This window comes from Erwinia sp. JUb26, from assembly GCF_003751505.1.
Classification (GTDB): domain Bacteria; phylum Pseudomonadota; class Gammaproteobacteria; order Enterobacterales; family Enterobacteriaceae; genus Erwinia.
In genome coordinates this window covers 272,591-293,454 of the sequence record NZ_RJVB01000001.1, presented here as the reverse complement: position 1 = coordinate 293,454, position 20,864 = coordinate 272,591, and the positions used below count along the sequence as shown (strand labels likewise).

18 protein-coding genes are annotated in these 20,864 nt (G+C 56.2%); 12 read left to right on the top strand and 6 right to left on the bottom strand.

Annotated elements, in window-relative coordinates:
- Positions 1-164: 164 nt before the first annotated feature.
- From yebS to rsmF, 3 genes are all read left to right on the top strand, one after another.
- Positions 165-1,409: a membrane integrity lipid transport subunit YebS gene (gene yebS / locus EC836_RS01340; protein ID WP_123329389.1), complete on the top strand. Its 1,245-nt coding sequence runs from the start codon at positions 165-167 to the stop codon at positions 1,407-1,409.
- Positions 1,378-4,011: a PqiB family protein gene (locus tag EC836_RS01335; protein WP_123329387.1), complete on the top strand. Its 2,634-nt coding sequence runs from the start codon at positions 1,378-1,380 to the stop codon at positions 4,009-4,011. The genes yebS and EC836_RS01335 overlap by 32 nt, the downstream gene beginning before the upstream one ends.
- A 118-nt stretch (positions 4,012-4,129) precedes the next feature.
- On the top strand, positions 4,130-5,566 hold the full coding sequence (rsmF, locus tag EC836_RS01330; protein ID WP_123329385.1) for a 16S rRNA (cytosine(1407)-C(5))-methyltransferase RsmF: 1,437 nt from the start codon (positions 4,130-4,132) through the stop codon (positions 5,564-5,566).
- A 253-nt stretch (positions 5,567-5,819) separates the two neighbouring features.
- On the opposite strand, the gene EC836_RS01325 is transcribed toward rsmF, so the two are convergent.
- Positions 5,820-6,113, bottom strand: coding sequence for a hypothetical protein (locus tag EC836_RS01325; protein WP_123329383.1), 294 nt, complete (start codon positions 6,111-6,113; stop codon positions 5,820-5,822).
- A gap of 236 nt (positions 6,114-6,349) precedes the next feature.
- Here EC836_RS01325 and EC836_RS01320 point away from each other — a divergent pair, with 236 nt between their 5' ends.
- Positions 6,350-7,144 carry a spermidine synthase gene (locus EC836_RS01320; RefSeq protein WP_123329381.1) on the top strand — a complete coding sequence of 265 codons (795 nt, stop codon included), beginning with the start codon at positions 6,350-6,352 and terminating at the stop codon, positions 7,142-7,144.
- A 99-nt stretch (positions 7,145-7,243) separates the two neighbouring features.
- Positions 7,244-8,359: an AI-2E family transporter gene (locus EC836_RS01315; RefSeq protein WP_123329379.1), complete on the top strand. Its 1,116-nt coding sequence runs from the start codon at positions 7,244-7,246 to the stop codon at positions 8,357-8,359.
- 229 nt (positions 8,360-8,588) lie between these two features.
- Here EC836_RS01315 and EC836_RS01310 read toward each other — a convergent pair whose 3' ends face one another.
- The 3 genes from EC836_RS01310 to copD form a co-directional block, all read right to left on the bottom strand.
- Positions 8,589-8,972, bottom strand: a complete 384-nt coding sequence (locus EC836_RS01310) for a bleomycin resistance protein (RefSeq protein ID WP_123329377.1) — start codon at positions 8,970-8,972, stop codon at positions 8,589-8,591.
- 718 nt (positions 8,973-9,690) lie between these two features.
- Positions 9,691-10,026: a YebY family protein gene (locus EC836_RS01300; RefSeq protein ID WP_123329373.1), complete on the bottom strand. Its 336-nt coding sequence runs from the start codon at positions 10,024-10,026 to the stop codon at positions 9,691-9,693.
- A 67-nt stretch (positions 10,027-10,093) separates the two neighbouring features.
- Positions 10,094-10,972 carry a copper homeostasis membrane protein CopD gene (copD, locus tag EC836_RS01295; RefSeq protein WP_123329371.1) on the bottom strand — a complete coding sequence of 293 codons (879 nt, stop codon included), beginning with the start codon at positions 10,970-10,972 and terminating at the stop codon, positions 10,094-10,096.
- 190 nt (positions 10,973-11,162) lie between these two features.
- On the opposite strand from copD, the gene EC836_RS01290 reads away from it, so the two are divergent.
- From EC836_RS01290 to exoX, 3 genes are all read left to right on the top strand, one after another.
- Complete coding sequence (locus EC836_RS01290; RefSeq protein ID WP_123329369.1) at positions 11,163-11,393, top strand: DNA polymerase III subunit theta; 231 nt, start codon at positions 11,163-11,165, stop codon at positions 11,391-11,393.
- 78 nt (positions 11,394-11,471) lie between these two features.
- Positions 11,472-12,230: a carbon-nitrogen hydrolase family protein gene (locus tag EC836_RS01285; RefSeq protein WP_123329367.1), complete on the top strand. Its 759-nt coding sequence runs from the start codon at positions 11,472-11,474 to the stop codon at positions 12,228-12,230.
- 12 nt (positions 12,231-12,242) lie between these two features.
- Complete coding sequence (gene exoX, locus EC836_RS01280) at positions 12,243-12,908, top strand: exodeoxyribonuclease X (RefSeq protein ID WP_123329365.1); 666 nt, start codon at positions 12,243-12,245, stop codon at positions 12,906-12,908.
- Here exoX and EC836_RS01275 read toward each other — a convergent pair.
- Positions 12,905-14,968, bottom strand: a complete 2,064-nt coding sequence (locus EC836_RS01275) for a S9 family peptidase (protein ID WP_123329363.1) — start codon at positions 14,966-14,968, stop codon at positions 12,905-12,907. The genes exoX and EC836_RS01275 overlap by 4 nt on opposite strands.
- Positions 14,969-15,159: 191 nt before the next feature.
- Between EC836_RS01275 and EC836_RS01270 the strand changes: the two genes are divergently transcribed.
- On the top strand, positions 15,160-15,981 hold the full coding sequence (locus EC836_RS01270; RefSeq protein WP_123329361.1) for a sugar phosphate isomerase/epimerase: 822 nt from the start codon (positions 15,160-15,162) through the stop codon (positions 15,979-15,981).
- A gap of 122 nt (positions 15,982-16,103) precedes the next feature.
- On the opposite strand, the gene EC836_RS01265 is transcribed toward EC836_RS01270, so the two are convergent.
- Positions 16,104-16,400 carry a YebG family protein gene (locus EC836_RS01265; RefSeq protein ID WP_123329359.1) on the bottom strand — a complete coding sequence of 99 codons (297 nt, stop codon included), beginning with the start codon at positions 16,398-16,400 and terminating at the stop codon, positions 16,104-16,106.
- 137 nt (positions 16,401-16,537) lie between these two features.
- On the opposite strand from EC836_RS01265, the gene purT reads away from it, so the two are divergent.
- The 3 genes from purT (at position 16,538) to EC836_RS01250 (ending at position 20,809) form a co-directional block, all read left to right on the top strand.
- On the top strand, positions 16,538-17,716 hold the full coding sequence (gene purT, locus EC836_RS01260; protein ID WP_123330708.1) for a formate-dependent phosphoribosylglycinamide formyltransferase: 1,179 nt from the start codon (positions 16,538-16,540) through the stop codon (positions 17,714-17,716).
- A gap of 1,053 nt (positions 17,717-18,769) precedes the next feature.
- Positions 18,770-19,753 (top strand): DUF1852 domain-containing protein, encoded by a 984-nt coding sequence (locus tag EC836_RS01255; protein ID WP_123329357.1) that lies wholly within the window; start codon positions 18,770-18,772, stop codon positions 19,751-19,753.
- 27 nt (positions 19,754-19,780) lie between these two features.
- Positions 19,781-20,809 (top strand): methionine synthase, encoded by a 1,029-nt coding sequence (locus EC836_RS01250; RefSeq protein ID WP_123329355.1) that lies wholly within the window; start codon positions 19,781-19,783, stop codon positions 20,807-20,809.
- The last annotated feature ends 55 nt before the right edge of the window (positions 20,810-20,864 follow it).

Genomic DNA, 20,864 nt, shown 5'->3' with positions numbered 1-20,864 from the left:
TTGAGTAAAATTGTGATAAATGCCAGCGAGACAGGATGATTCATGTCGTTAGTTAATATAACCTTAGAGTTGTATGAAGCGATCTGCACGATTCAAACGAGTCACGTGACTTGCCTAAATCTGCCCTGCACCTGCGCTGTTTGGGCCTAAGCACGACCAGGAATATGAAAATACACGCCATCAGTCATGCTCTGCCACAGGCACGTTATCAGCGATGTCCGCAATGCGATACCCTTTTTTCCTTACCAGATGTGAAATCCAGACAGTCCGCGCACTGCCCGTGCTGTAACGCACGCGTTCTCAACGGACGCGACTGGTCGATGACCCGTCTGACGGCGATGGCGGTGACGATGCTGCTGCTGATGCCTTTCGCCTTCAGCGTGCCGCTGATGACCGTCCACCTGCTCGGCACCAACATCCGCGCCAGCCTGCTGGGCGGCATTATGCAGATGGCGCAGCAGGGCGATGTGATTGCCGCTTCGATGGTGGCCTTCTGCACGATTGGCGCGCCCGTCACGCTGGTGGCCTCGATCGGCTATCTCTACTTTGGCGAGAAGCTGGGGATGAACCTGCGCCCGGTGCTGCTGATGCTCGACCGGCTGAAAGAGTGGGTGATGCTGGATATTTATCTGGTTGGCGTCGCCGTTGCCTCCATTAAGGTGCAGGATTATGCCTCTATCGATCCCGGTTCCGGGCTGGTGGCGTTTATCTCACTGACCCTGCTCAGCCTGCTGACGCTGATCCACCTTAATGTGGAACAGCTGTGGCACCGCTTCTATCCGCAGCCGGTGCAGCATGCACCTTCAGATTCGCTGCGCGTGTGCCTGAGCTGCCATCATACTGCCGTGGCCGATGAACGTGGCCGCTGCCCGCGCTGCCATACGCCGCTACCCTTTCGCCGCCACTTCAGCCTGCAAAAATCCTGGTCAGCGCTGATTGCGTCGATTGTTTTGCTCATACCGGCAAACCTGCTGCCAATTTCGATTATCTATCTCAACGGCGCGCGTCAGGAGGACACCATCCTCTCCGGCATTATGTCCCTCGCGTCGGGCAATATTCCGGTGGCGGCGGTGGTGTTTATTGCCAGTATTCTCGTGCCGTTCACCAAGGTTATCGTCTTGTTCAGCCTGCTGCTCAGCATCCACTTCAACTGCGAGCAGGGGCTGAAGACCCGCATCCGCCTGCTGCGCGTGGTGAAATGGGTTGGCCGCTGGTCGATGCTGGATTTATTCGTTATTTCACTGACCATGTCGCTGGTAAATCGTGACCAGCTTCTGGCTTTTACTATGGGACCGGCGGCCTTCTACTTTGGCTCGGCGGTTATACTGACTATTCTTGCCGTTGAATGGCTCGATAGCCGTTTACTTTGGGATGCTCATGCAACAGGAAACGCCGACTACACCGACTAGCGCACGCGTCGTCAACCGGCGAAAAATTTCGCCGTTCTGGCTACTGCCGTTTATTGCTCTGCTGATTGCGGGCTGGCTGATCTGGACCAACTACCAGGAACGTGGCACGACGGTGACTATCGATTTTGCCACCGCTGACGGTATTGTCCCCGGCCGCACGCCGGTTCGCTACCAGGGCGTTGAGGTGGGTCTGGTGCAGGGGATCAGCATGACTGACGATCTGCGCACCATCAAAATCAAGGCCAGCATCAAAAGCGATATGCGGGATGCACTGCGTGAAGACACCCAGTTCTGGCTGGTAACGCCCAAAGCTTCACTGGCGGGCGTCTCCGGTCTGGATGCGCTGGTGGGCGGTAACTACATCGGCATGATGCCGGGCAAAGGCGAACCGCGAGAAAATTTCGTGGCACTGGATACCCAGCCGAAATATCGCGTCAATACCGGTGAGATGATGATCCACCTGCACGCGCCGGATCTCGGCTCGCTGAACAGCGGATCGCTGGTCTATTTCCGTAAAATCCCGGTAGGACGCGTCTACGACTACAGCATTAATCCCGGCAATCATAACGTGACGATTGATGTGCTGATTGAGCGCCGCTTTACCAACCTGGTGAAGAAAGACAGCCGCTTCTGGAATGTTTCGGGCGTGAAGGCCGATGTGGGGCTGAGTGGTGCCAAAGTCGAGCTGGAAAGCGTCGCGGCACTGGTTAACGGCGCGGTATCCTTCGATTCGCCGGAATCCTCAGAGAATGCCAAAAGCGACGACAACTATACCCTCTACCCCGACCTGGCGCACAGCCAGCGCGGCGTGGCAATTACCCTCGATCTGCCGGATGGTAAAAATCTGAAGGCAGGCAGCACGCCGCTGATCTATCAGGGGCTGGAAGTCGGCACGCTAACCAAACTCACCCTGCTGGACGGCGGCAAGGTGTCCGGCGAACTGACGCTGGACCCGTCGGTCACCGGACTGATGCGCAGCGGTACCCGCATTGAAATGCGCAGCCCGAAAATCAGCCTGAGCGACAGTTCGTTAAGCAGCCTGCTGACCGGAAACACGCTGGAACTGTTTCCCGGCGAAGGCGAGCCGCAAACGCACTTCGTGGTGCTGCCTGACAATGAATCGCTACTGCAGCAGGCCAATACGCTGGTGCTGAAACTCAGCGCACCGGAAAGCTACGGTATTGATGCCGGGCAGCCGCTGATCCTGCACGGGATGCGCATCGGCCAGGTACTGAGCCGTACCCTGACGGAAAAAGGCGTTAATTTCAGTCTCGCAGTGATGCCGGAATATCGGGACCTGGTGCACGGCGACAGCAAATTTATTATCAACAGCCGCCTGGACGTCAAGCTGGGCATTGACGGCATGGAAGTGCTGGGTGCCAGCGCGCGCGAATGGGTCGACGGCGGTATTCGGCTCGATCCCGGCAGTAAAGGCGAGCTGAAAGCGGTCTATCCGCTCTACGCTAACAGTGAAAAAGCGGAGGAAGGCGTCACCGGCGATCAATTACCGACCACGCTGACGCTGGTGGCCAACAGCCTGCCGGATATTCAGGCCGGTTCCGTGGTGCTGTACCGTAAATTCCAGGTCGGTGAAATTATCAACGTCACCCCGCGTGCCGATGCGTTTGACGTCAGCGTTCACATCAAGCCGGAATACCGCCGCCTGCTGACGCAGAACAGCGTGTTCTGGGCCGAAGGTGGCGCCAGGGTGCAGCTGAACGGCAGCGGCCTGACCGTTCAGGCCTCGCCGCTGAACCGCGCGCTGAAAGGCGCCATCAGCTTCGATAACCTCAGCGGGGCCGGTGCGGGCCTGACGCGCGGCGACAAACGTATTCTCTACAATTCAGAAACCGCCGCGCGCGCGGTGGGCAGCCAGATCACCCTGCGTACCTACGACGCCAGCAAGCTGGCGGCCGGTATGCCGATCCGCTATCTCGGCATCACCATCGGCCAGATGGAGTCCCTGGCGCTGGGTGCGGATAACAACCAGGTTATCGCCAAGGCCGTGCTGTATCCGGAGTATGTGGAAAACTTCGCCCGCCTCGGCAGCCGCTTCTCAGTGGTCTCTCCACAGATTTCTGCGGCCGGGGTCAACCATCTGGAAACGCTACTGCAGCCTTATATCAACGTCGATCCGGGCAAAGGCCGGGCGCAGCGCACCTTCGAACTGCAGGAGTCAACTATCACCGATGCGCGCTATCTCGATGGTCTGAACGTGGTCGTGGATGCGCCGGAAGGCGGTTCCCTGTCGGTGGGCACGCCGGTCCTGTTCCGCGGCATTGAAGTGGGGACCGTTACCGGCACGGCGCTGGGCAGCATGGCCGATCGCGTGCAGATCACCCTGCGCATCAGCAAAAAATATCAGCATCTGGTGCGCAATAACTCGGTGTTCTGGCTGGCCTCCGGCTATAACCTGAAGTTCGGGCTGATTGGTGGCGTGGTGAAAACCGGCACCTTCCAGCAGTTTATTCAGGGCGGCATTGCCTTTGCCACACCGCCAACGGTGCCACTCGCACCACAGGCGACCTCCGGCAAGCACTTCCTGCTGGAAGAGGAAGAGCCAAAAGACTGGCGGAAATGGGGCACCGCCCTGCCGCAGTAATCACCCACTCGGGCAGCTCAGGCTGCCCGTTTTTTTGCCACGCTGCCGCCGGGTTTCTGGCATTCCCCGTAACAGTCTGTGTTAAACTGCGGCCACGTTTATTTAGTGGATCCCGCCCGTGCCTGACTCTTCCCGCGTCTATTTTCCGCCCGCGTTTCTCAGCCTGATGCAGCAACTTCTGCCTGTTACGACAGAATTCGATCGGTTTATCGCCATCAGCCAGCAGCCACTGCGCCGCAGCCTGCGCGTTAACACCTTAAAAATCAGCGTTGAGGATTTCCTCAAACTGGTCGCGCCGATGGCGTGGTCGCTGACGCCGATCCCCTGGTGCCCCGAAGGCTTCTGGATCAGCCGCGACGATGGCGACACGCTGCCGCTGGGCAGCACGGCGGAGCACCTGGCCGGGCTGTTCTATATTCAGGAAGCCAGCTCGATGCTGCCGGTAACCGCGCTGTTCGAAGGGTGCCCGGCACCTGAGAGGGTCATGGACGTGGCCGCCGCACCGGGTTCCAAAACCACGCAGATTGCCGCCCGCATGCATAACGGCGGCGCGATTCTGGCAAATGAGTACTCGGCCAGCCGGGTGAAAGTACTGCATGCCAACCTCAGCCGCTGCGGCGTGAGCAACACGGCGATGACCCACTTTGATGGCCGTGTCTTTGGCGCGGCCCTGCCGGAATCATTCGATGCCATCCTGCTGGATGCCCCGTGCTCGGGCGAAGGCGTGATCCGCAAAGATGCCGATGCGCTGCGCAACTGGTCGGAAGCCAGCAACGCGGAGATCGCCGCCACTCAGCGCGAGCTGATTGACAGCGCCTTCCACGCGCTGCGCCCCGGCGGTACGCTGGTCTACTCCACCTGTACGCTGAATCAGGATGAAAATCAGCAGGTTGTTGCCTGGCTGCTGGGGCGCTATCCGGACGCGGTGGAAGTTGAGCCGCTCAACCAGCTGTTTGCCGGGGCGGAGAAAGCCGCCACTGCAGAAGGCTACCTGCACGTTTTCCCACAGCTGTTTGACAGTGAGGGGTTCTTTGTTGCCCGGCTGCGGAAGACGGCCAGCATTCCCGCCCTGCCGCAGCCGGGCTACAAACTCGGCAAGCTGCCGTTCAGCCCGATGAGCCGTGCCCAGCAGCAGGACGTGATTGCTGCGGCGGCGAAGTGTGGACTGCGCTGGGATGAGCAGCACACGCTGTGGCAGCGCGACAAAGAAATCTGGCTGTTCCCGGTGGCGATTGAGCCACTGCTGGTACGGGTTCGCTTTTCGCGCATCGGCCTGAAGCTGGCGGAAACCTTCCCGAAAGGCTATCGCTGGCAGCATGAAGCGGCCGTTGCGCTGGCCGATCCACAGGCCGCCAATGCGGTTGAGCTGAGCAGTGCTGAAGCTGAAGAGTGGTATCGCGGGCGCGATATTTATCCGGAACGCGATCTGCCAGCCGGAGAGCTGATTATCTGCCACCAGCAGCAGCCGATCGGCTTCGCTAAAACCGTGGGGACGCGCATCAAGAATAACTACCCGCGCGATCTGGTGCGCGACGGTAAGCTGTTCAGCGTCTGAAATCATCTGGCCCGGTCGCGGGCCAGTTAACACACAAAATCATTAGTTTCGGCAAGTATTGAACTTCGGTTTAAGCGATCGGGTCTACATTGTTCCACAGACCTTATCGCTGCAGGGATTCAGCCTCCATGAATAACCGTTATCAGTTCTACTTTACGTTGGCCTTGATCACCATTGGCAGCCTGCTCATCATCGAAGTACTGGCGCGCCTGGTGCATCTGATCGTTGTTGGCTGATTATTTTAACGCCCGATCTACTTCATCGCCCGCGGATTTTTACGCAGGGAACCCGTCCAGCTAAAGTCTTTCACTTCGCTCTCTTTCGCTGCCGACGCTTTACGTGGTTTTTTCACTTTGACCAGTTTGGTGCTTTCGCGGATCACTCGCTCCTTCATTACCAGCCGCTTCGCCTCTTTCAGGATCTCTTTTTCTTCTTTCTTACTGGCGATATGACCGAGTTTCGTCGTCAGGGTTTTCACCCGTAGCTCAACCAGAACTTTCTCTTCTGCCGTAAACTGGTCGATCGAAATCTCTTTATCGTTTTTCATGTGTCGAGCTCCTTGCCGGCGGCACCGAACGGATATCCGCTGCGATGGGGCAGCTTTTATCGTAAAGTGCCGAGGGACGGCGCACAAGCAGCGATCGCGTAAATCGTTCGTCCACACCTCGCATGGCGGATTACGTGCCTGCGTTCATCCGCTGTGCTACCCTCGCGATGCCGCGTGCCGCTGAGCAAGCAGTCCCCGACGGGGCCATTTTCGTCAACCGTATAAAAGGAGTTCATATGACTGACGTGGAGCAGGCCAGCTCTGTTTCAATATTCCGTATTCGTGGCGATATTGTCGCCAGCGTGAGCGACGAGTACGGGCCGATTACGGTGATCGAGAATAAAATTTACCGCATCCTCACCTTCGACCGCATGTGCGAACAGAGCAAAATGCAGAAAAGCGATCCTGCACTGCCGGTACACAACTATATCCGCGCGATGCTGATAGCCGTCGCGCTGAAATCCCCGACCCGGGCGCTGGTTCTTGGGCTGGGCGGTGGCTGCCTGCCAAGGGCAATTGCGGCACGCGATGCCGATTGTGCAATGGATATCGTCGAACTGCGTCCTGCGGTTATCGACGTTGCCCGACAGCACTTTACCCTGCCGGAAGGCGAGCATATTCACTATCACGCCGTCGATGCCGACGACTTTATGGCCTCAGCAGCAAACGATCACTACGACCTGATTTTCTCCGATCTTTACGCCGCCGATAGCATGTCGCCGCTGCAGGAGATGGAAAACTTTCTGCAGCACGCTAACCGCACGCTGAGCGCGGAGGGCTGGCTGGTGCTCAACTATCCGCAGCGACCCGCCGCTAACGGCCCGCTGCTCCAGGCGCTACAGCGGCAGTTTTCCACCCTGCTGCGCTGCGTGGTGCCCAGCGGAAACGTGGTGATTTATGCCAGCAATATTCCATTTGACCTGCCGTTAAGTGAACTGCAGCACAGGGCAAAACGCGCGGGCAAAGCGTTCGGCAGTGATTTTTCCAGCCTTACGCCGAAGCTGGCGGTTTTAAGCGGCAGGCAGCCCTGAACCGGCCCGCTGTATATTTTTTGCAGTTTAGTTGCTGGTTTATCGATGCTGTGCCAGGTTTACCTCGCTAATCAGGACGTTAAACAAAGAGAACAAAGCATGATGATTAAAGGTATTGGTAAGGGATTCTTTATTTTGATCCTGGCGGTGACTACGCTGGGTTTCTTCCACATCCTGGGTCCGTATTTTTCCGCCATTCTGTGGGCCGCGATTCTGGCGGTTATTTTCCACCCGTTAAAAACGCGCATCAGGAAACAGCTTAACGATAAAAACGGCATTTCGGCGCTGATCACGCTGCTGATCATCTGCCTGATCGTCTTTATTCCGCTCGCCGTGGTCGCTTCCTCGCTGGCGGTGGAGTGCAACGCGCTTTACAACCGGCTGCAAAACAACCAGACCGAACTGGCAACGGTGGTCAGCGGCGTGGTCAATCACCTGCCGGAATGGGCGCGTCACTTCCTGGCCGAGAACGATCTGAATAATGCCGACCAGATCCAGCAGCAGCTGTCCGGTGCAGCCATGAAGGGCGGCCAGTTCTTCGCCGGCAGCATTATGCTGATCGGTAAGAGCACCTTCAGTTTTACCATCGGTTTCGGTGTGATGCTGTACCTGCTGTTCTTCCTGCTGAAGGATGGTGCCTACCTGGTTGGGCTTATTTTCGCCGCCGTGCCGCTGTCGGATCACGTTAAACACCATCTGTTTGTGAAATTTGCCGCGGTATCACGCGCTACGGTTAAAGGCACGGTGGTCGTTGCCGTCGTTCAGGGTGCGCTTGGCGGGATTGCCTTCTACTTCGCGGATATCCAGGGCAGTATTCTGTGGGGCTCGCTGATGGCATTCCTGTCGCTGATCCCGGCAGTCGGTTCCGCGATTATCTGGCTTCCGGTGGTGCTCTACTTCCTGTTCACCGGCGCATTAGTGAAAGGCCTGGTGCTGGCCTTCTTCTTCGTGGTGGTTATCGGGATGATTGATAACATCCTCCGCCCGCTGCTGGTGGGTAAAGACACTAAAATGCCGGACTACCTGATCCTGATCACCACGCTCGGCGGCATGGAAATCTACGGCATTAACGGCTTTGTCATCGGGCCACTGATTGCCGCACTGTTTATTGCCAGCTGGAACCTGTTCTCCGGTAAAGAACACCGGGGCAACACCGAAGAGATCGATCCGGAGTTTATTGAGGAAGGCCTGAATCACTCTGAAAAAAGTGAGTAATGGATGGCCAACCGATGGGTAAAACCACCAGTTGTTCGTTGCTGGATAAATCGTTCGGCATAAATTCCACGCGGATTATCGTTGGGCAAGTCGGTCGGTAAAATACCCTGTTAGCCATCATTGGGTAAGCCGAAAGGTAACAACGCTCTGCTATGAGTAGTTGGTTAAGTCGATCGATTAAGCACGCGGTTATTTATCGCCGGGTCATGTAAAAGTGGCCCGGCGTTTTTTATCCTTGGGGACTGCCCTTCTTCTCATTTTCAATCAGCCTGATCAGCGTGCCGTCGGGATCGACCAGCGCGCCCATCTTTAGTCCCCACGGCTGCATCTTCGGTGGATGGATACGCGGAAAATCGGTGCATTTCTCCGGGATCCCCGCCGCCTGCAGCAGGCGATAAAACGCATCGACATCATCCAGCCGCAGGCAGCAGCTGAACCAGCTGCCGTACGGATCGACCTCAGGATGGGGGAAAAACTCCAGCACCACGCTGCCGGAAACCATAATCATCCAGTGTTCATCCTGCCAGGTGGTGGTAAAACCTAACGCGCCGTAAAACTCCCGGGTGGCGCTGAAACTGCGGGAAGGCAGGTTCGGGGTGGCATAATCGGTCATGGTGGTTGATCCCAGTTCATCAGGGCACTTTCGCCCTGTATTATTTGCCTGATGGGTTAAGCTGCTGCCATTCACATGAGCTACGCGGCATTCTCAGAACGCTGGTATTTTCGATTGCAAACATACTGCACCGCCCCGCCCACCAGCAGCACAACAAACGCCAGGGAGACTTTACTCTCGTCCTCTGCACCCACGCCTCCCACTCCCAGGAAAAAGACAGCGGCCAGCAGAGATTTCGCGATCTTCCCTGACTGAGGAGTGTGTTTAATGCATATACTGCGCACGGACCATGCGCCAAGTATTAATCCTAACAGCGCCAACGCGGTTACCATCTACTGCCCCTTATCACATTACACATCAAGTAGAGATTATCTCATTCGGGGCTAGTAAGGCAGGAAACTCGCGCGCAACGGTAGGTTTTCGGAGATGGCGGGGCGTACAGCGTACAAAAAAAAGACCGAAGACGATTCCTGTCTTCGGTCCAGGGAAATGGCTCTTCTCAGAGCCGTGCGCTAAAAGTTGGCATTCATGCAGGCTTGTCGCCTGACTCTTAAAAGATAGACCAATCGCAGGGGATTGCCAGACGGTATGTTGCAAACTAGTTACGGATTGTTAGCATTGTGATCGGGGTGGCAGAAACGGCGACGTTCCGCAGAACGCGGGAGCTGTCGCGGGGGTGGATGGATGGGCCAGCGGTATCCGGCCCATCCATCAGATATCAGTTACAGAGCTTCTCGGCGCGGGCGATAATCGGTGCCAGGCTCTTTTTGTACCCAGGATTAGCCGGGTCGTCAGCCAGCATCTTATCGATAGGAAAACCCTTAATGCGTCCGGCTTTGACACTCTCTTCCGCCGCCGCGTTCAGCGGGTACTGCACCAGCGTGCCGTCATTAATCGCCAGCAGCACATTGCCTTTTTCGCAGCTGAGCATCATCTCTTCACGGGTGAACGGCCAGTTTTCTTTACCCATGTCAAAACGGCTGACGGTTTCAATAGCGGCCAGCGCGCTGGTGCTGACGCTCAGTACAGCAAACATTAATGCCAGTTTTTTCATTACGTTTTAACCCTTCAAACAGTGCTTTAAACAGTGCTTTATACAGTAAACCGGCGCAGGCCGTCGGTCAGCCTGGTTCCAGCGTGGCAAACAGACTCACGGAGAGCAGCGCCAGCGCCGCCAGCGCCACTTCCACCAGCGTAGCGATCGCGAAATAGTGCTGAGCGCCCTCTCCGCTGCGCTGAAACCGCGGCACCAGCCAGTAGCGGTTAAACAGCGCGATGGCGACCATCGCAGCGACCAGCAGCGTTTTCAGCAGCAGCAGCTGGCTGTAAAGCCGGAAGCTGACCAGCGGCCATCCCAGCAACAGCAGTGCGGCAACAACGCCGCTGATAATCGCCAGCGCCACGGCAAGATGGCCATAGCGCGAATAGCGCATCATGGTTTTAATCGCCTCGTATCGCCACGTGGCATCGCGAGCTTCCCGCATCAGCAACGCCACCGGCCACAGGCCCCCCGCCCAGAACGCTGCCGCCAGCAAATGGACGATCTGATTGCCGCGTTGCAGCACGCCCGGCCAGCCGTCGAGTATCGCCGCGTGGCCGACAAAGGCCAGGCCTGCCAACTGTAGCAGCGCGCAAAGCAAAACACTTTGTTGACGAAGTCTGCCCGGCAGCAACAGCATCAGGCAGCCGAGGAGCGCCAGCGCGCACTGCCACTGCCAGACGCGGCCAAATCCGGTTTGCAGCACGGCTGACCAGACGTCGGCGCTGAGCATATCCCGCCAGCCGTCGCCCATCAGCCCGGTTTGCGCACTCAGCAGCAATAGTGTGGTGAACAGCGTCAGCCAGCACGATATCTGCATGAGCGGGCGCAAGCGGTCGCCAAGACGCGCCCGGTAGCGTGCCGGGGCCAGCAGCGTGGTGAAAATCCCCGCCCCTGCCAGCGACATCAGCGCGCCAAAATGCAGCCAGCGACATAAAATATAAAAGCCGGTTAGCGACATATTACTTCAGGCTGTTGTTACGCATCGTGCTCAATCATCCTTGCGAATAGCGGTGCCGGGCGACCAGAGGCCGAAAGAATACCCCGCCTGAATAGGCGTGTCGAGGTGATAACGACTATCGATTAGCCAGTAAACTTGCTAATCCGTGCCTTCTGGATTATTTTTTGCGGCAAACTGTCTGGAGAACATGATGAGCAATAATCTGGCTACGCTGCCGCAGGAAGAAAAAGATAAAATTAATGTGGATCTGGCCGCTGCCGGCGTGGCGTTTAAAGAACGCTATAACATGCCGGTGATTGCAGAAATGGTTGAACGCGAACAGCCTGAATCTCTGCGCGACTGGTTTCGCCAGCGGCTGGCGCATTATCGCCAGCTCTCCCTTTCCCTTTCGCGCCTGCCGTACGAACCCAAGCAAAAATAATGGCTTGTCATTTCGCCGGGCATCGGGTGAGATAATCAGCAGAGCATCACTGCACCCAATATCAACCATGGAGTCACTATGTCCGGCTGGAATGTTGCTGCAGCACAGTCAGGGTCCCGCCCTGGCGATATCACCTGGAATATCCACCATCACCTTGAGTTTGTCCGCCTTGCCGCCTCCCGGCGTGTTGATTTACTGATGTTTCCCGAACTGTCTCTCACCGGTTACGAACTGCCGCTGATGGCCGACCTGGCCTTATCCCTCGACGACCCGCGTTTGCAGGTCTTCGCGGATGCGGCCGCTGAACACCGGATGGGGATCAGCATCGGGCTGCCGCTGATCGATGAAAACAATGTGCGGCTGTCGGCGGCAACATTCCTGCCCGACGGTACCCGCTTTGCCTACAGCAAACGCAATCTGTACGGTGAAGAAAAACAGATCTTCACTCAGGGCGCGGCCGTGCCGATGTTTGGCCATCAGCGCCACAACGTGGTGCTGGCAATCTGTGCCGATATCAGCGTGGCAAAATTTGCTCAGGATGCGGCGCGCCAGGGTGCCGATCTGTATGCGACCAGCGTGCTGGTGTCCGAACAGGGCTATCAGCAGGACTGTGATTACCTCGCGCGCTGGTCGCGGGAATGCAAAATGGCGGTGATGATGGCCAATCACGCCTGGCCGACCGGCGGGTATCAAAGCGCCGGCAAAAGCGCCTTCTGGGGTCCGGATGGCCGCCGGGTGGTGCAAGGCGGTAGCGGAGAGCAGCTGATTATCGCCCGCCGCAGCGGTAATCATTGGCAGGGCGAGGTTCATCCGTTACCCTGCACCTCGGTTTTGTAAACGGGAGAGATTATGTTACGTGTAATTGACACGGAAACCTGCGGCCTGCAGGGTGGTATTGTCGAAGTGGCATCGGTGGATGTGGTCGATGGACAGATTATCAACCCGATGAGTGACCTGATCTCCCCGGATCGCCCTATCAGCCGGCAGGCAATGGCCATCCACCGGATCACCGAAGACATGGTGCTGGGCAAGCCGACCATCGAACAGGCAGTGGGCCGTTATCAGGGCAGCGCATTCTACGTGGCGCACAATGCCAGTTTCGATCGCCGGATGCTGCCGGAAATGCACGGCGAATGGATTTGCACCATGACCCTGGCGCGCCGACTGTGGCCCGGCCTTAAATACGGCAATCAGGCGCTGCGCGATGCGCTGAATCTTGAAGTGATTACGCCTCCTGGCCTGCACGCGCACCGCGCGCTGTACGACTGCTACATTACTGCCGCCCTGCTGGTTCACATCATGAATTCCAGCGGTTGGGATGCGCCGGAGATGGTGCGCAGGATGCAGACTAAAGGGCTGGAAAGCACGTTTCCGTTCGGCAAGTATCGCGGGCAGGCGATTGACTCGGTCGCGAAGAAAGATCCGGGATATCTCCACTGGATGCTGAAAAACATCCCGGACCTCAAGCCCAATCTGCGTATTGCTATGCAGCGGGCGCTGGGGATTGATGATTAACGAGCAGCATTGCTGGTGAGCGTGCCGTTCGCCAGCCCAATCAGAAACGCATATTCCAGCGCCACCTCTTCCCACACTTTATAGCGACCTGATTTACCACCGTGACCAGCATCCATATCGGTATGCAGGACCAGCAGATTCGAGTCTGTTTTCAGCTCGCGCAGTTTAGCCACCCATTTTGCCGGTTCCCAGTATTGCACCTGTGAGTCGTGCAGGCCCGTCGTGACCAGCAGATGCGGGTAGTTCTGCGCGGTAACCTGGTCGTACGGGCTGTACTGTTTGATGTAGTGGTAATACTGCTCGTCGTTGGGATTGCCCCACTCGTCATATTCCCCGGTCGTCAGCGGAATACTCTCGTCCAGCATGGTGGTGACCACATCCACGAAAGGCACCTGCGCCACCACGCCGTGGAAGCGTTCCGGCACCTGATTGATCACCGCGCCCATCAGCAGGCCGCCGGCGCTGCCGCCCATGGCATAAAGCTTCGCCGGATCGCCATAGCCCTTTTCGACCAGCGCATCGGTAATATCGATAAAGTCGTTGAAGGTGTTCATCTTATTCAGCAGACGTCCATCGTCATACCACTGCTGACCCATTTCACCGCCGCCACGAATATGGGTCAACGCGAAGACAAAGCCGCGATCCAGCAGGCTGAGTCGGCTGGCGCTGAAATCGGGATCCATGCTGCTGCCGTAGGAGCCATAGCCGTAGACCAGCAGTGGGTTACTGCCGGGACGATAACTGTCCTTGCGATAAACCAGCGACACCGGCACCTCAACCCCGTCACGCACGGTGATCCAGTGACGTTCGCTGCGGTAATGAGCGGCATCAAAGCCCTTCACCGCCGTCTGTTTCAGCACCTGACGTTCACCGCTGTCCATATCCACTTCGTACAGCGTGTCCGGCGTGGTCATTGATGAATAGCCATAGCGCAGCTTGCTGGTTTCCGGCTCCGGGTTGTGGCCCAGCCAGGTGACGTAGGTCGGATCGTCAAAGGCAATGGCCCGTTCTTCCCCGCTCTGCCAGCTAATCTGACGCAGGCGGGTCAGGCCGCGCTGACGCTCTTCCACCACCAGCCAGTCGCGGAACAGCGAGTAGCCCTCCAGCACGATATCCGTACGCGGCGCGATAATCGCCTGCCAGTCGTTCTGCCCGATACTGTCGGTGCGATAGAGGCCGAAGTTCTTACCGTCGCGGTTAGATCGCAGGTAAAAATGATTCTGATAGTGGTCGACGCTGTACTCATGATCTTTGCGGCGCGGGCTGAACATCACCGGTTCGGCATCCGGTACGTTCGCATCCAGCAGCAGGATTTCACTGGTGGTGCTGCTGTTGAGTGAAATGGCAATAAACTGCTCGGAGGTGGTTTTATACAGGCCGACGTAAAAGGTATCGTCCAGTTCCTCGTAGACCAGCCGATCGCTTTCCTGCGCGGTACCCAGCGTATGCCGCCAGACCTGGTAAGGCAGTAGCGTCTTCGGATGCTTGCGCACGTAGTAGAGCGTCTGCGAGTCATTTGCCCAGGTCATCCCGGCCGTCACACCTTCCAGCACGTCGTCATAGCTGTTCTCATCCTGCAGGTGGCGGAAATGAATGCTGTAAATGCGGCGCGAAAGAAAATCTTCCGCCAGCGCCAGGATCCGGTTATCTCGGGTAATCGCCAGACTACCGAGCGCATAAAACTCGCTTTCCGCCGCTCGCTGGTTGGCATCGACCAGCGTTTCCCACTGCTCGGGTGTGGCGGTTTCCGCAGGCTGGCGGCTGTAGATGGCGTATTCATTGCCCTCTTCGTAGCGGCTCTGATAGCGATAACCATTTTTTACATAGGGAACCGACTGGTCACGCGGAGGGATGCGATCGACGATCTCCTGCAGCAGTTCCGCCTGCAGCGGTTTTTGCGGCGCCAGCAGGCTGTCGCCGTAAGCGTTTTCCGCCTTGAGCCAGGCGATAATTTCCGGGTCTTCCCGCTGGTCATCGCGCAGCCAGTAATAGTTGTCGCAGCGCGTGTCACCGTGCTGAGTCATCACATGAGGGACTTTCTTTGCTTTAGGTGGTGTCATGATATTTTCACGGTTGCTGTGCCTGACTGTAAGACTGGCAGCAAGATGCCGGATTGCCAATAGCAATGCGCGCGACAGGTTGAAAAACCGGCGGTTTAATATGCTATGCCAGTGTCTGAGATGGCTGCGGGTTGTGCCGATTGATTTTTGTTCCTACCCTTGACGGTATTGATCAATCATCAGGAGCAGTGATGGCGTTTGCAGAAAATCCATTATTTATTAATACGATCTTGCTGGGTGGAACGCCCCGTCAAAAACTTAAGGCGGCGCATGATGCCGGCTTCGATCAGATAGAACTCTGGCAGCAGGACGTAGCGGCAGCGGATTCAGACTGCGATGGTCTGCGTCGGCTGCTGACGGACCTTCCATTACAGTTAACCGACTATCAGGTTCTGCTGGACTTTGATGGTGCCCCGGATCCGCTGCGGCAGCAGAAATATGATGAAGCGCAGACGATGATTGAAACGGCCGTCAGGGTGGGTGCAACGACGCTGCTGGTTCCCGCTTCGACCGACAGCCGCTGCCAGTTCGAGCGTGTGGAGGAGGATCTCGGCTGGCTGGCTGAACGGGCGCGACATCATGGCCTGCGCATCGCCTATGAGGCCATGGCGTGGAGCAGCAAAATCAATACCACCCGCGATGCATGGCGCTTGATCAACGGCATCGGAGCACCCAATCTGGGTCTGGTTGTCGATGCGTTTCATATTTTTGTTCGTCAGCGCGATATTGCCGATTTGGGGGATATTCCGGCTGAAAAAATTTTCCTGGTCCAGCTTTCCGATCTGGCAAAACTTCCTGAGAATGGCAAGCTGGTAGAGACGGCACGTCACCACCGCCTGCTGCCCGGAGAAGGGAATTTCCCACTGACATCGTTACTCGATCATCTTCACGCGATTGATTACCGGGGACCGCTGGGACTTGAAGTCTTTAACGACAGCCTTCAACACGCCGAACCTGCGGATACGGCCAGAAAAGCAATGCGGGCGCTACGCCAGCAGCTCGCATCCATTTAACCGGGAAGGCTTTATCAGTACAGTCTGGCGAAATGACCGCCAGGACGGTACTTACAGTGACAACGGTAAACTCGGACCGATCTGAAATCAGATCGACCCGAGTTTACCGGCATAGCAGGAATTCAAACCGCGCGCAGTTTGCTGTCGCCTTCCGCTGATTCAGCCTCTTCGGCGTTAGGCTCTTCCGGCATTTTACCGGTGCGCAGAATGTGCTGCAGCGCATCTTTATTCTCGGCCAGATAAAGTCCCAATGCTTCGCCCTGTTGTTCATCAAGCGCCAGCGGGCTGGTGGTCAGCCATTCAGAAAACACTTCGGCCATATCGAGCATTTTGTCGTAGGCATCGGCTTCTTTTTTGCTGGCAAACGTCATCTTTTCCTCACCTTTTCTGACGACTACGTATTGTATTTCAACAGCCATGGTTCTCTCTCGCTATACTGTATTTATATACAGCATAACATTGAAGCTGATTTGACTCAAGTTCACCGTTCAGGATGAACACGCAAACGTTTTCGTTTATACTGCGCGCGTTTTTTCCATTCAATCAGGTAGAGATTATGACGACTCTTGGAACCGCGCTGCGCCCACAGGCGACCCGCGTAATGCTGTTAGGATCAGGTGAACTGGGCAAGGAAGTCGCGCTGGAATGTCAGCGTCTTGGCGTTGAAGTGATCGCCGTCGATCGCTATGCCGACGCCCCGGCCATGCACGTTGCCCACCGCAGCCATGTGATCAATATGCTTGACGGTGCCGCACTGGCTGCTTTGATCGCTCAGGAAAAGCCGGACTTCGTCGTCCCGGAAATTGAAGCCATCGCCACCGATATGCTGGTTGAACTGGAAAAACAGGGCCAGCACGTGGTTCCCACCGCGCGCGCGGCAAAACTGACCATGAACCGTGAAGGCATTCGTCGCCTCGCCGCTGAAGAACTTTCGCTGCCGACCTCCAGCTACCGCTTCGCCGACAGCCGCGAAGCGTTCTTCGTCGCCGCCGATGAAATTGGCTTCCCGTGCATCGTTAAGCCGGTGATGAGTTCTTCCGGTAAAGGCCAGAGCTTTATTCGCGAAGCCTCGCAGCTGGAAGCGGCCTGGGAGTATGCCCAACAGGGTGGCCGCGCCGGGGCGGGCCGGGTGATTGTTGAAGGCGTGGTGAAGTTCGATTTTGAGATTACGCTGCTGACGATTAGTGCCGTTGACGGCGTACATTTCTGTGCCCCGATCGGTCACCGTCAGGAAGATGGCGATTATCGTGAATCCTGGCAGCCGCAGCAGATGAGCGATCTGGCGTTGCAGCGTGCGCAGGATATCGCCCGTAATGTCGTGGAGGCCCTTGGCGGTCGCGGCCTGTTTGGCGTTGAGCTGTTTGTGTGCGGTGATGAGGTGGTATTCAGCGAGGTGTCCCCTCGCCCACACGATACCGGGATGGTGACGCTGATTTCGCAGGATGTGTCCGAGTTTGCCCTGCACGTGCGCGCGTTCCTCGGCCTGCCGGTGGGCGGTATTCGTCAGTACGGTCCTTCTGCGTCTGCCGTTATTCTGCCGCAGCTGGACAGTGATAACGTTCAGTTTGGTAATTTGCAGGCGGCGGTCGGTGCCGGTTTGCAGGTTCGTCTGTTCGGTAAGCCGGAGATTCGCGGGCAGCGTCGTCTGGGCGTGGCGTTGGCGACCGGGAGCGATATCGATGATGCGGTGCAGCGTGCAGTTGCTGCGGCGGCGAGCGTGAAGGTTAGCGGGTAATTACTTAGGTCATATTGCCTGAAGCGGAGGTGCTTTCACTGGCTGGGGCGGCAGTGCTTGCGCTGGCCAGGGAAACGGTGTCTCCGCTGGCTGAAGCAACGGTGCTTTCGCTGGCTGGTGGTTCCCCCGCTCGGGCGGGTCCTCGCGCCACGCTTTGCGTGGTACCATCACTTCGTTCCTCAGCCGGTCGGACCAGCACAGACGGGCGTCCTGCCCGGCTGTGCTTTTCGGTCGCGTCCGTGCGACCGAATCCTGGCTTCCTCTCTGCGTTCTGCGCTGCGGATTACCCGTTCGGGGGAACCACCAGCCCGCTTTTAGCTCTGGTGCCTTTAGCTGAAAAGAAAAATGCCTCAACGTAATTTGCAGAAATTTAATCACTTTTCGGCTTGAGAAACTCTCACTTTCCCAGGCCATTGCTTCCTTTCACCGCACAAAATTCGTTCGAATTAAATTGGCTCAGTTGGCTCAGTTGGCTCAGTTGGCGCAACGCTTAATTATCTTTAATCTCAGCCGCAGGCACTTTGCAGAAAGGGGCGCATCCTCTGCGCAAAACGGGCAATCCGCAGCGCTGAGGCGAAGGCAGCGTGACCGGGGACGCTAACAGGACGTTAGCGTCAGGGCTGGCGCGGGCAGGACGCCCGCTCCAGACCGGCCCGAAAGGCACGCTGCCGAAGCCGAAGGCATCACGCAAAGCGTGACGCGAGGACGCCAGACTTGCGCAGAGGATGCGCCCCGAACACCAAAGCTATAGCTACTGCGTTATAGTCGACGACATCTCACATCATTACGCCCCAAACGCAGAGACTGAAGCCACGAGGCCTGAACCGGCCAACCTGTCCAAAACCGCATCCGCCTCACCCGATCATGAGATTCCTTCATGTTCGGTGAAATTAAATCACTTTTCCTCACGCGAATAGTCTGGCATAAAATATGCATTAATTACTATAGACAAACATGAAGATTACTGAATAGAAAATCCAGAATAAAATTGCAGAACTGACAAGGCAATAAATCAATTCAGCTTCAATTCAGAAATCAAGACGGCAGGTTACCATGACTCAAGAATTCAATTTTTCGATTAAAAAAACGCGTTTCGATGAAGACTATAATCCATCTAAAAACACGCGCATCACCACCAACTTTGCTAACCTGGCCCGTGGTGAAACCCGCCAGCAGAACCTGCGCAACACCCTGGTGATGATGAACAACCGCCTTAACAATCTGGCGCACTGGGATAATCCCAAAAGCGATCGTTACGCCATTGAACTCGATATCATTTCGGTTGATTTGAATATTACTGACGAAAACCACAACAGTGCGTTCCCGGTAATTGAAATCTTAAAAACCAATATCATTGATAAAGAAACTAACGAACGTATTGAAGGTATTGTCGGCAATAACTTCTCCTCCTACGTCCGTGATTATGATTTCAGCGTACTGCTGTCAGAGCACAATAAAGATAAAGCCGGGTTCAGCACGCCGGATAATTTCGGCGATCTGCATGGCAACATCTTTAAATGCTTCGTGAAGTCAGAAACGTATAAAGCGCACTTCTCAAAGCAGCCGGTTATCTGCCTGAGCGTCTCCAGTAAAAACGTCTACAACCGCACGGGGAATGTCCATCCTGTGCTGGGTATCGAATATCAGCAGGACGAACCGTCCCTGACCGATCAATATTTCGCCAAGATGGGCCTGCGTGCGCGTTACTTCATGCCTGCCAACAGCGCTGCGCCGCTGGCCTTCTATTTCACCGGCGACCTGCTGAGCGATTACAGCAATATGGAGCTGGTTGCGACCATCAGCACCATGGAAACGTTCCAGAAGATTTACCGTCCTGAGATTTACAATGCGAACTCTGCGGCGGGTCAGTGCTATCAGCCAAGCCTGAATCATCAGGATCACTCATTAACTCTGATTGTTTACGATCGAGTAGAACGTAGCCAGCTGGCCGTTGAACAGGGCAAGTTCACCGAGCTGCACTTTATTAAACCTTATCAGGCCGTTCTTGAAGAATGGTCCGCTGATTACGCTATTTGATCCACCCAATACACAAGGTCATCTTTTATGAAAATTTTGTTACCGACGTCAACCGCTGGCAGCTTACCGAAACCAACATGGCTGGCACAGCCGGAGACGCTTTGGTCACCGTGGAAATTAGAAGGCGATGAGTTAATTGCGGGTAAACAGGATGCGTTACGCCTGACGCTGGATAATCAGGTTCGTGCCGGGATTGATATTGTCAGCGACGGTGAACAAACCCGTCAGCACTTCGTGACCACTTTTATTGAGCATCTGAGCGGCGTTGATTTTGAAAAGCGCGAAATCGTCCGTATCCGTAACCGTTACGATGCCAGCGTGCCGTCGGTGATTGGTGAAGTCGTACGTAAGAAGCCGGTTTTCGTGGAAGATGCGAAGTTCTTACGTAAGCTGACCGATAAACAAATCAAGTGGGCGCTGCCGGGTCCAATGACCATGATCGACACCCTGTATGATGGTCACTACAAAAGTCGTGAAAAGCTGGCGTGGGAATTCGCTAAGATCCTCAATCAGGAAGCGAAAGAGCTGGAAGCCGCCGGTGTGGATATCATTCAGTTCGATGAGCCAGCCTTCAACGTCTTCTTCGATGAAGTGAACGACTGGGGCATCGCTGCGCTGGAGCGCGCCGTTGAAGGGCTGAAATGCGAAACCGCCGTGCATATCTGCTACGGCTATGGCATCAAGGCGAACACCGACTGGAAAAAGACGCTGGGTACCGAGTGGCGCCAGTATGAAGAAGTGTTCCCGAAACTGCAGAAATCCAGCATCGATATCGTCTCACTGGAGTGCATGAACTCCCGCGTTCCGATGGATCTGATTGAGCTGATCCGCGGTAAAAAAGTGATGGTTGGCGCGATCGACGTGGCAACCAATGCCATTGAAACGCCGGAAGCCGTCGCCGATGTGCTGCGTAAAGCCCTGCAGTTCGTGGATGCCGATAAGCTGTACCCGTCAACCAACTGCGGTATGACGCCATTATCTCGTCAGGTTGCTACCGGTAAGCTGGAAGCCCTGAGTGCAGGCGCAGAGATCGTTCGTAAAGAGCTGTCTGCCTGATAACCGGATTGTTCAGGCACAGGGATGTGCCACGCTATTATCGCGGCAGGTTCTG

Bases quoted from the DNA above. Each gene is read 5' to 3' on its own strand.
- EC836_RS01325 (WP_123329383.1), bottom strand. From the start codon at position 6,113: ATGAAAAACGATAAAGAGATTTCGATCGACCAGTTTACGGCAGAAGAG.
- EC836_RS01310 (WP_123329377.1), bottom strand. From the start codon at position 8,972: ATGACCGATTATGCCACCCCGAACCTGCCTTCCCGCAGTTTCAGCGCC.
- copD (WP_123329371.1), bottom strand. From the start codon at position 10,972: ATGTCGCTAACCGGCTTTTATATTTTATGTCGCTGGCTGCATTTTGGC.
- EC836_RS01320 (WP_123329381.1), top strand. From the start codon at position 6,350: ATGACTGACGTGGAGCAGGCCAGCTCTGTTTCAATATTCCGTATTCGT.
- purT (WP_123330708.1), top strand. From the start codon at position 16,538: ATGACGACTCTTGGAACCGCGCTGCGCCCACAGGCGACCCGCGTAATG.
- EC836_RS01300 (WP_123329373.1), bottom strand. From the start codon at position 10,026: ATGAAAAAACTGGCATTAATGTTTGCTGTACTGAGCGTCAGCACCAGC.
- EC836_RS01265 (WP_123329359.1), bottom strand. From the start codon at position 16,400: ATGGCTGTTGAAATACAATACGTAGTCGTCAGAAAAGGTGAGGAAAAG.
- EC836_RS01275 (WP_123329363.1), bottom strand. From the start codon at position 14,968: ATGACACCACCTAAAGCAAAGAAAGTCCCTCATGTGATGACTCAGCAC.
- EC836_RS01270 (WP_123329361.1), top strand. From the start codon at position 15,160: ATGGCGTTTGCAGAAAATCCATTATTTATTAATACGATCTTGCTGGGT.
- exoX (WP_123329365.1), top strand. From the start codon at position 12,243: ATGTTACGTGTAATTGACACGGAAACCTGCGGCCTGCAGGGTGGTATT.
- EC836_RS01255 (WP_123329357.1), top strand. From the start codon at position 18,770: ATGACTCAAGAATTCAATTTTTCGATTAAAAAAACGCGTTTCGATGAA.
- EC836_RS01335 (WP_123329387.1), top strand. From the start codon at position 1,378: ATGCAACAGGAAACGCCGACTACACCGACTAGCGCACGCGTCGTCAAC.
- EC836_RS01250 (WP_123329355.1), top strand. From the start codon at position 19,781: ATGAAAATTTTGTTACCGACGTCAACCGCTGGCAGCTTACCGAAACCA.
- EC836_RS01315 (WP_123329379.1), top strand. From the start codon at position 7,244: ATGATGATTAAAGGTATTGGTAAGGGATTCTTTATTTTGATCCTGGCG.
- EC836_RS01290 (WP_123329369.1), top strand. From the start codon at position 11,163: ATGAGCAATAATCTGGCTACGCTGCCGCAGGAAGAAAAAGATAAAATT.
- yebS (WP_123329389.1), top strand. From the start codon at position 165: ATGAAAATACACGCCATCAGTCATGCTCTGCCACAGGCACGTTATCAG.
- EC836_RS01285 (WP_123329367.1), top strand. From the start codon at position 11,472: ATGTCCGGCTGGAATGTTGCTGCAGCACAGTCAGGGTCCCGCCCTGGC.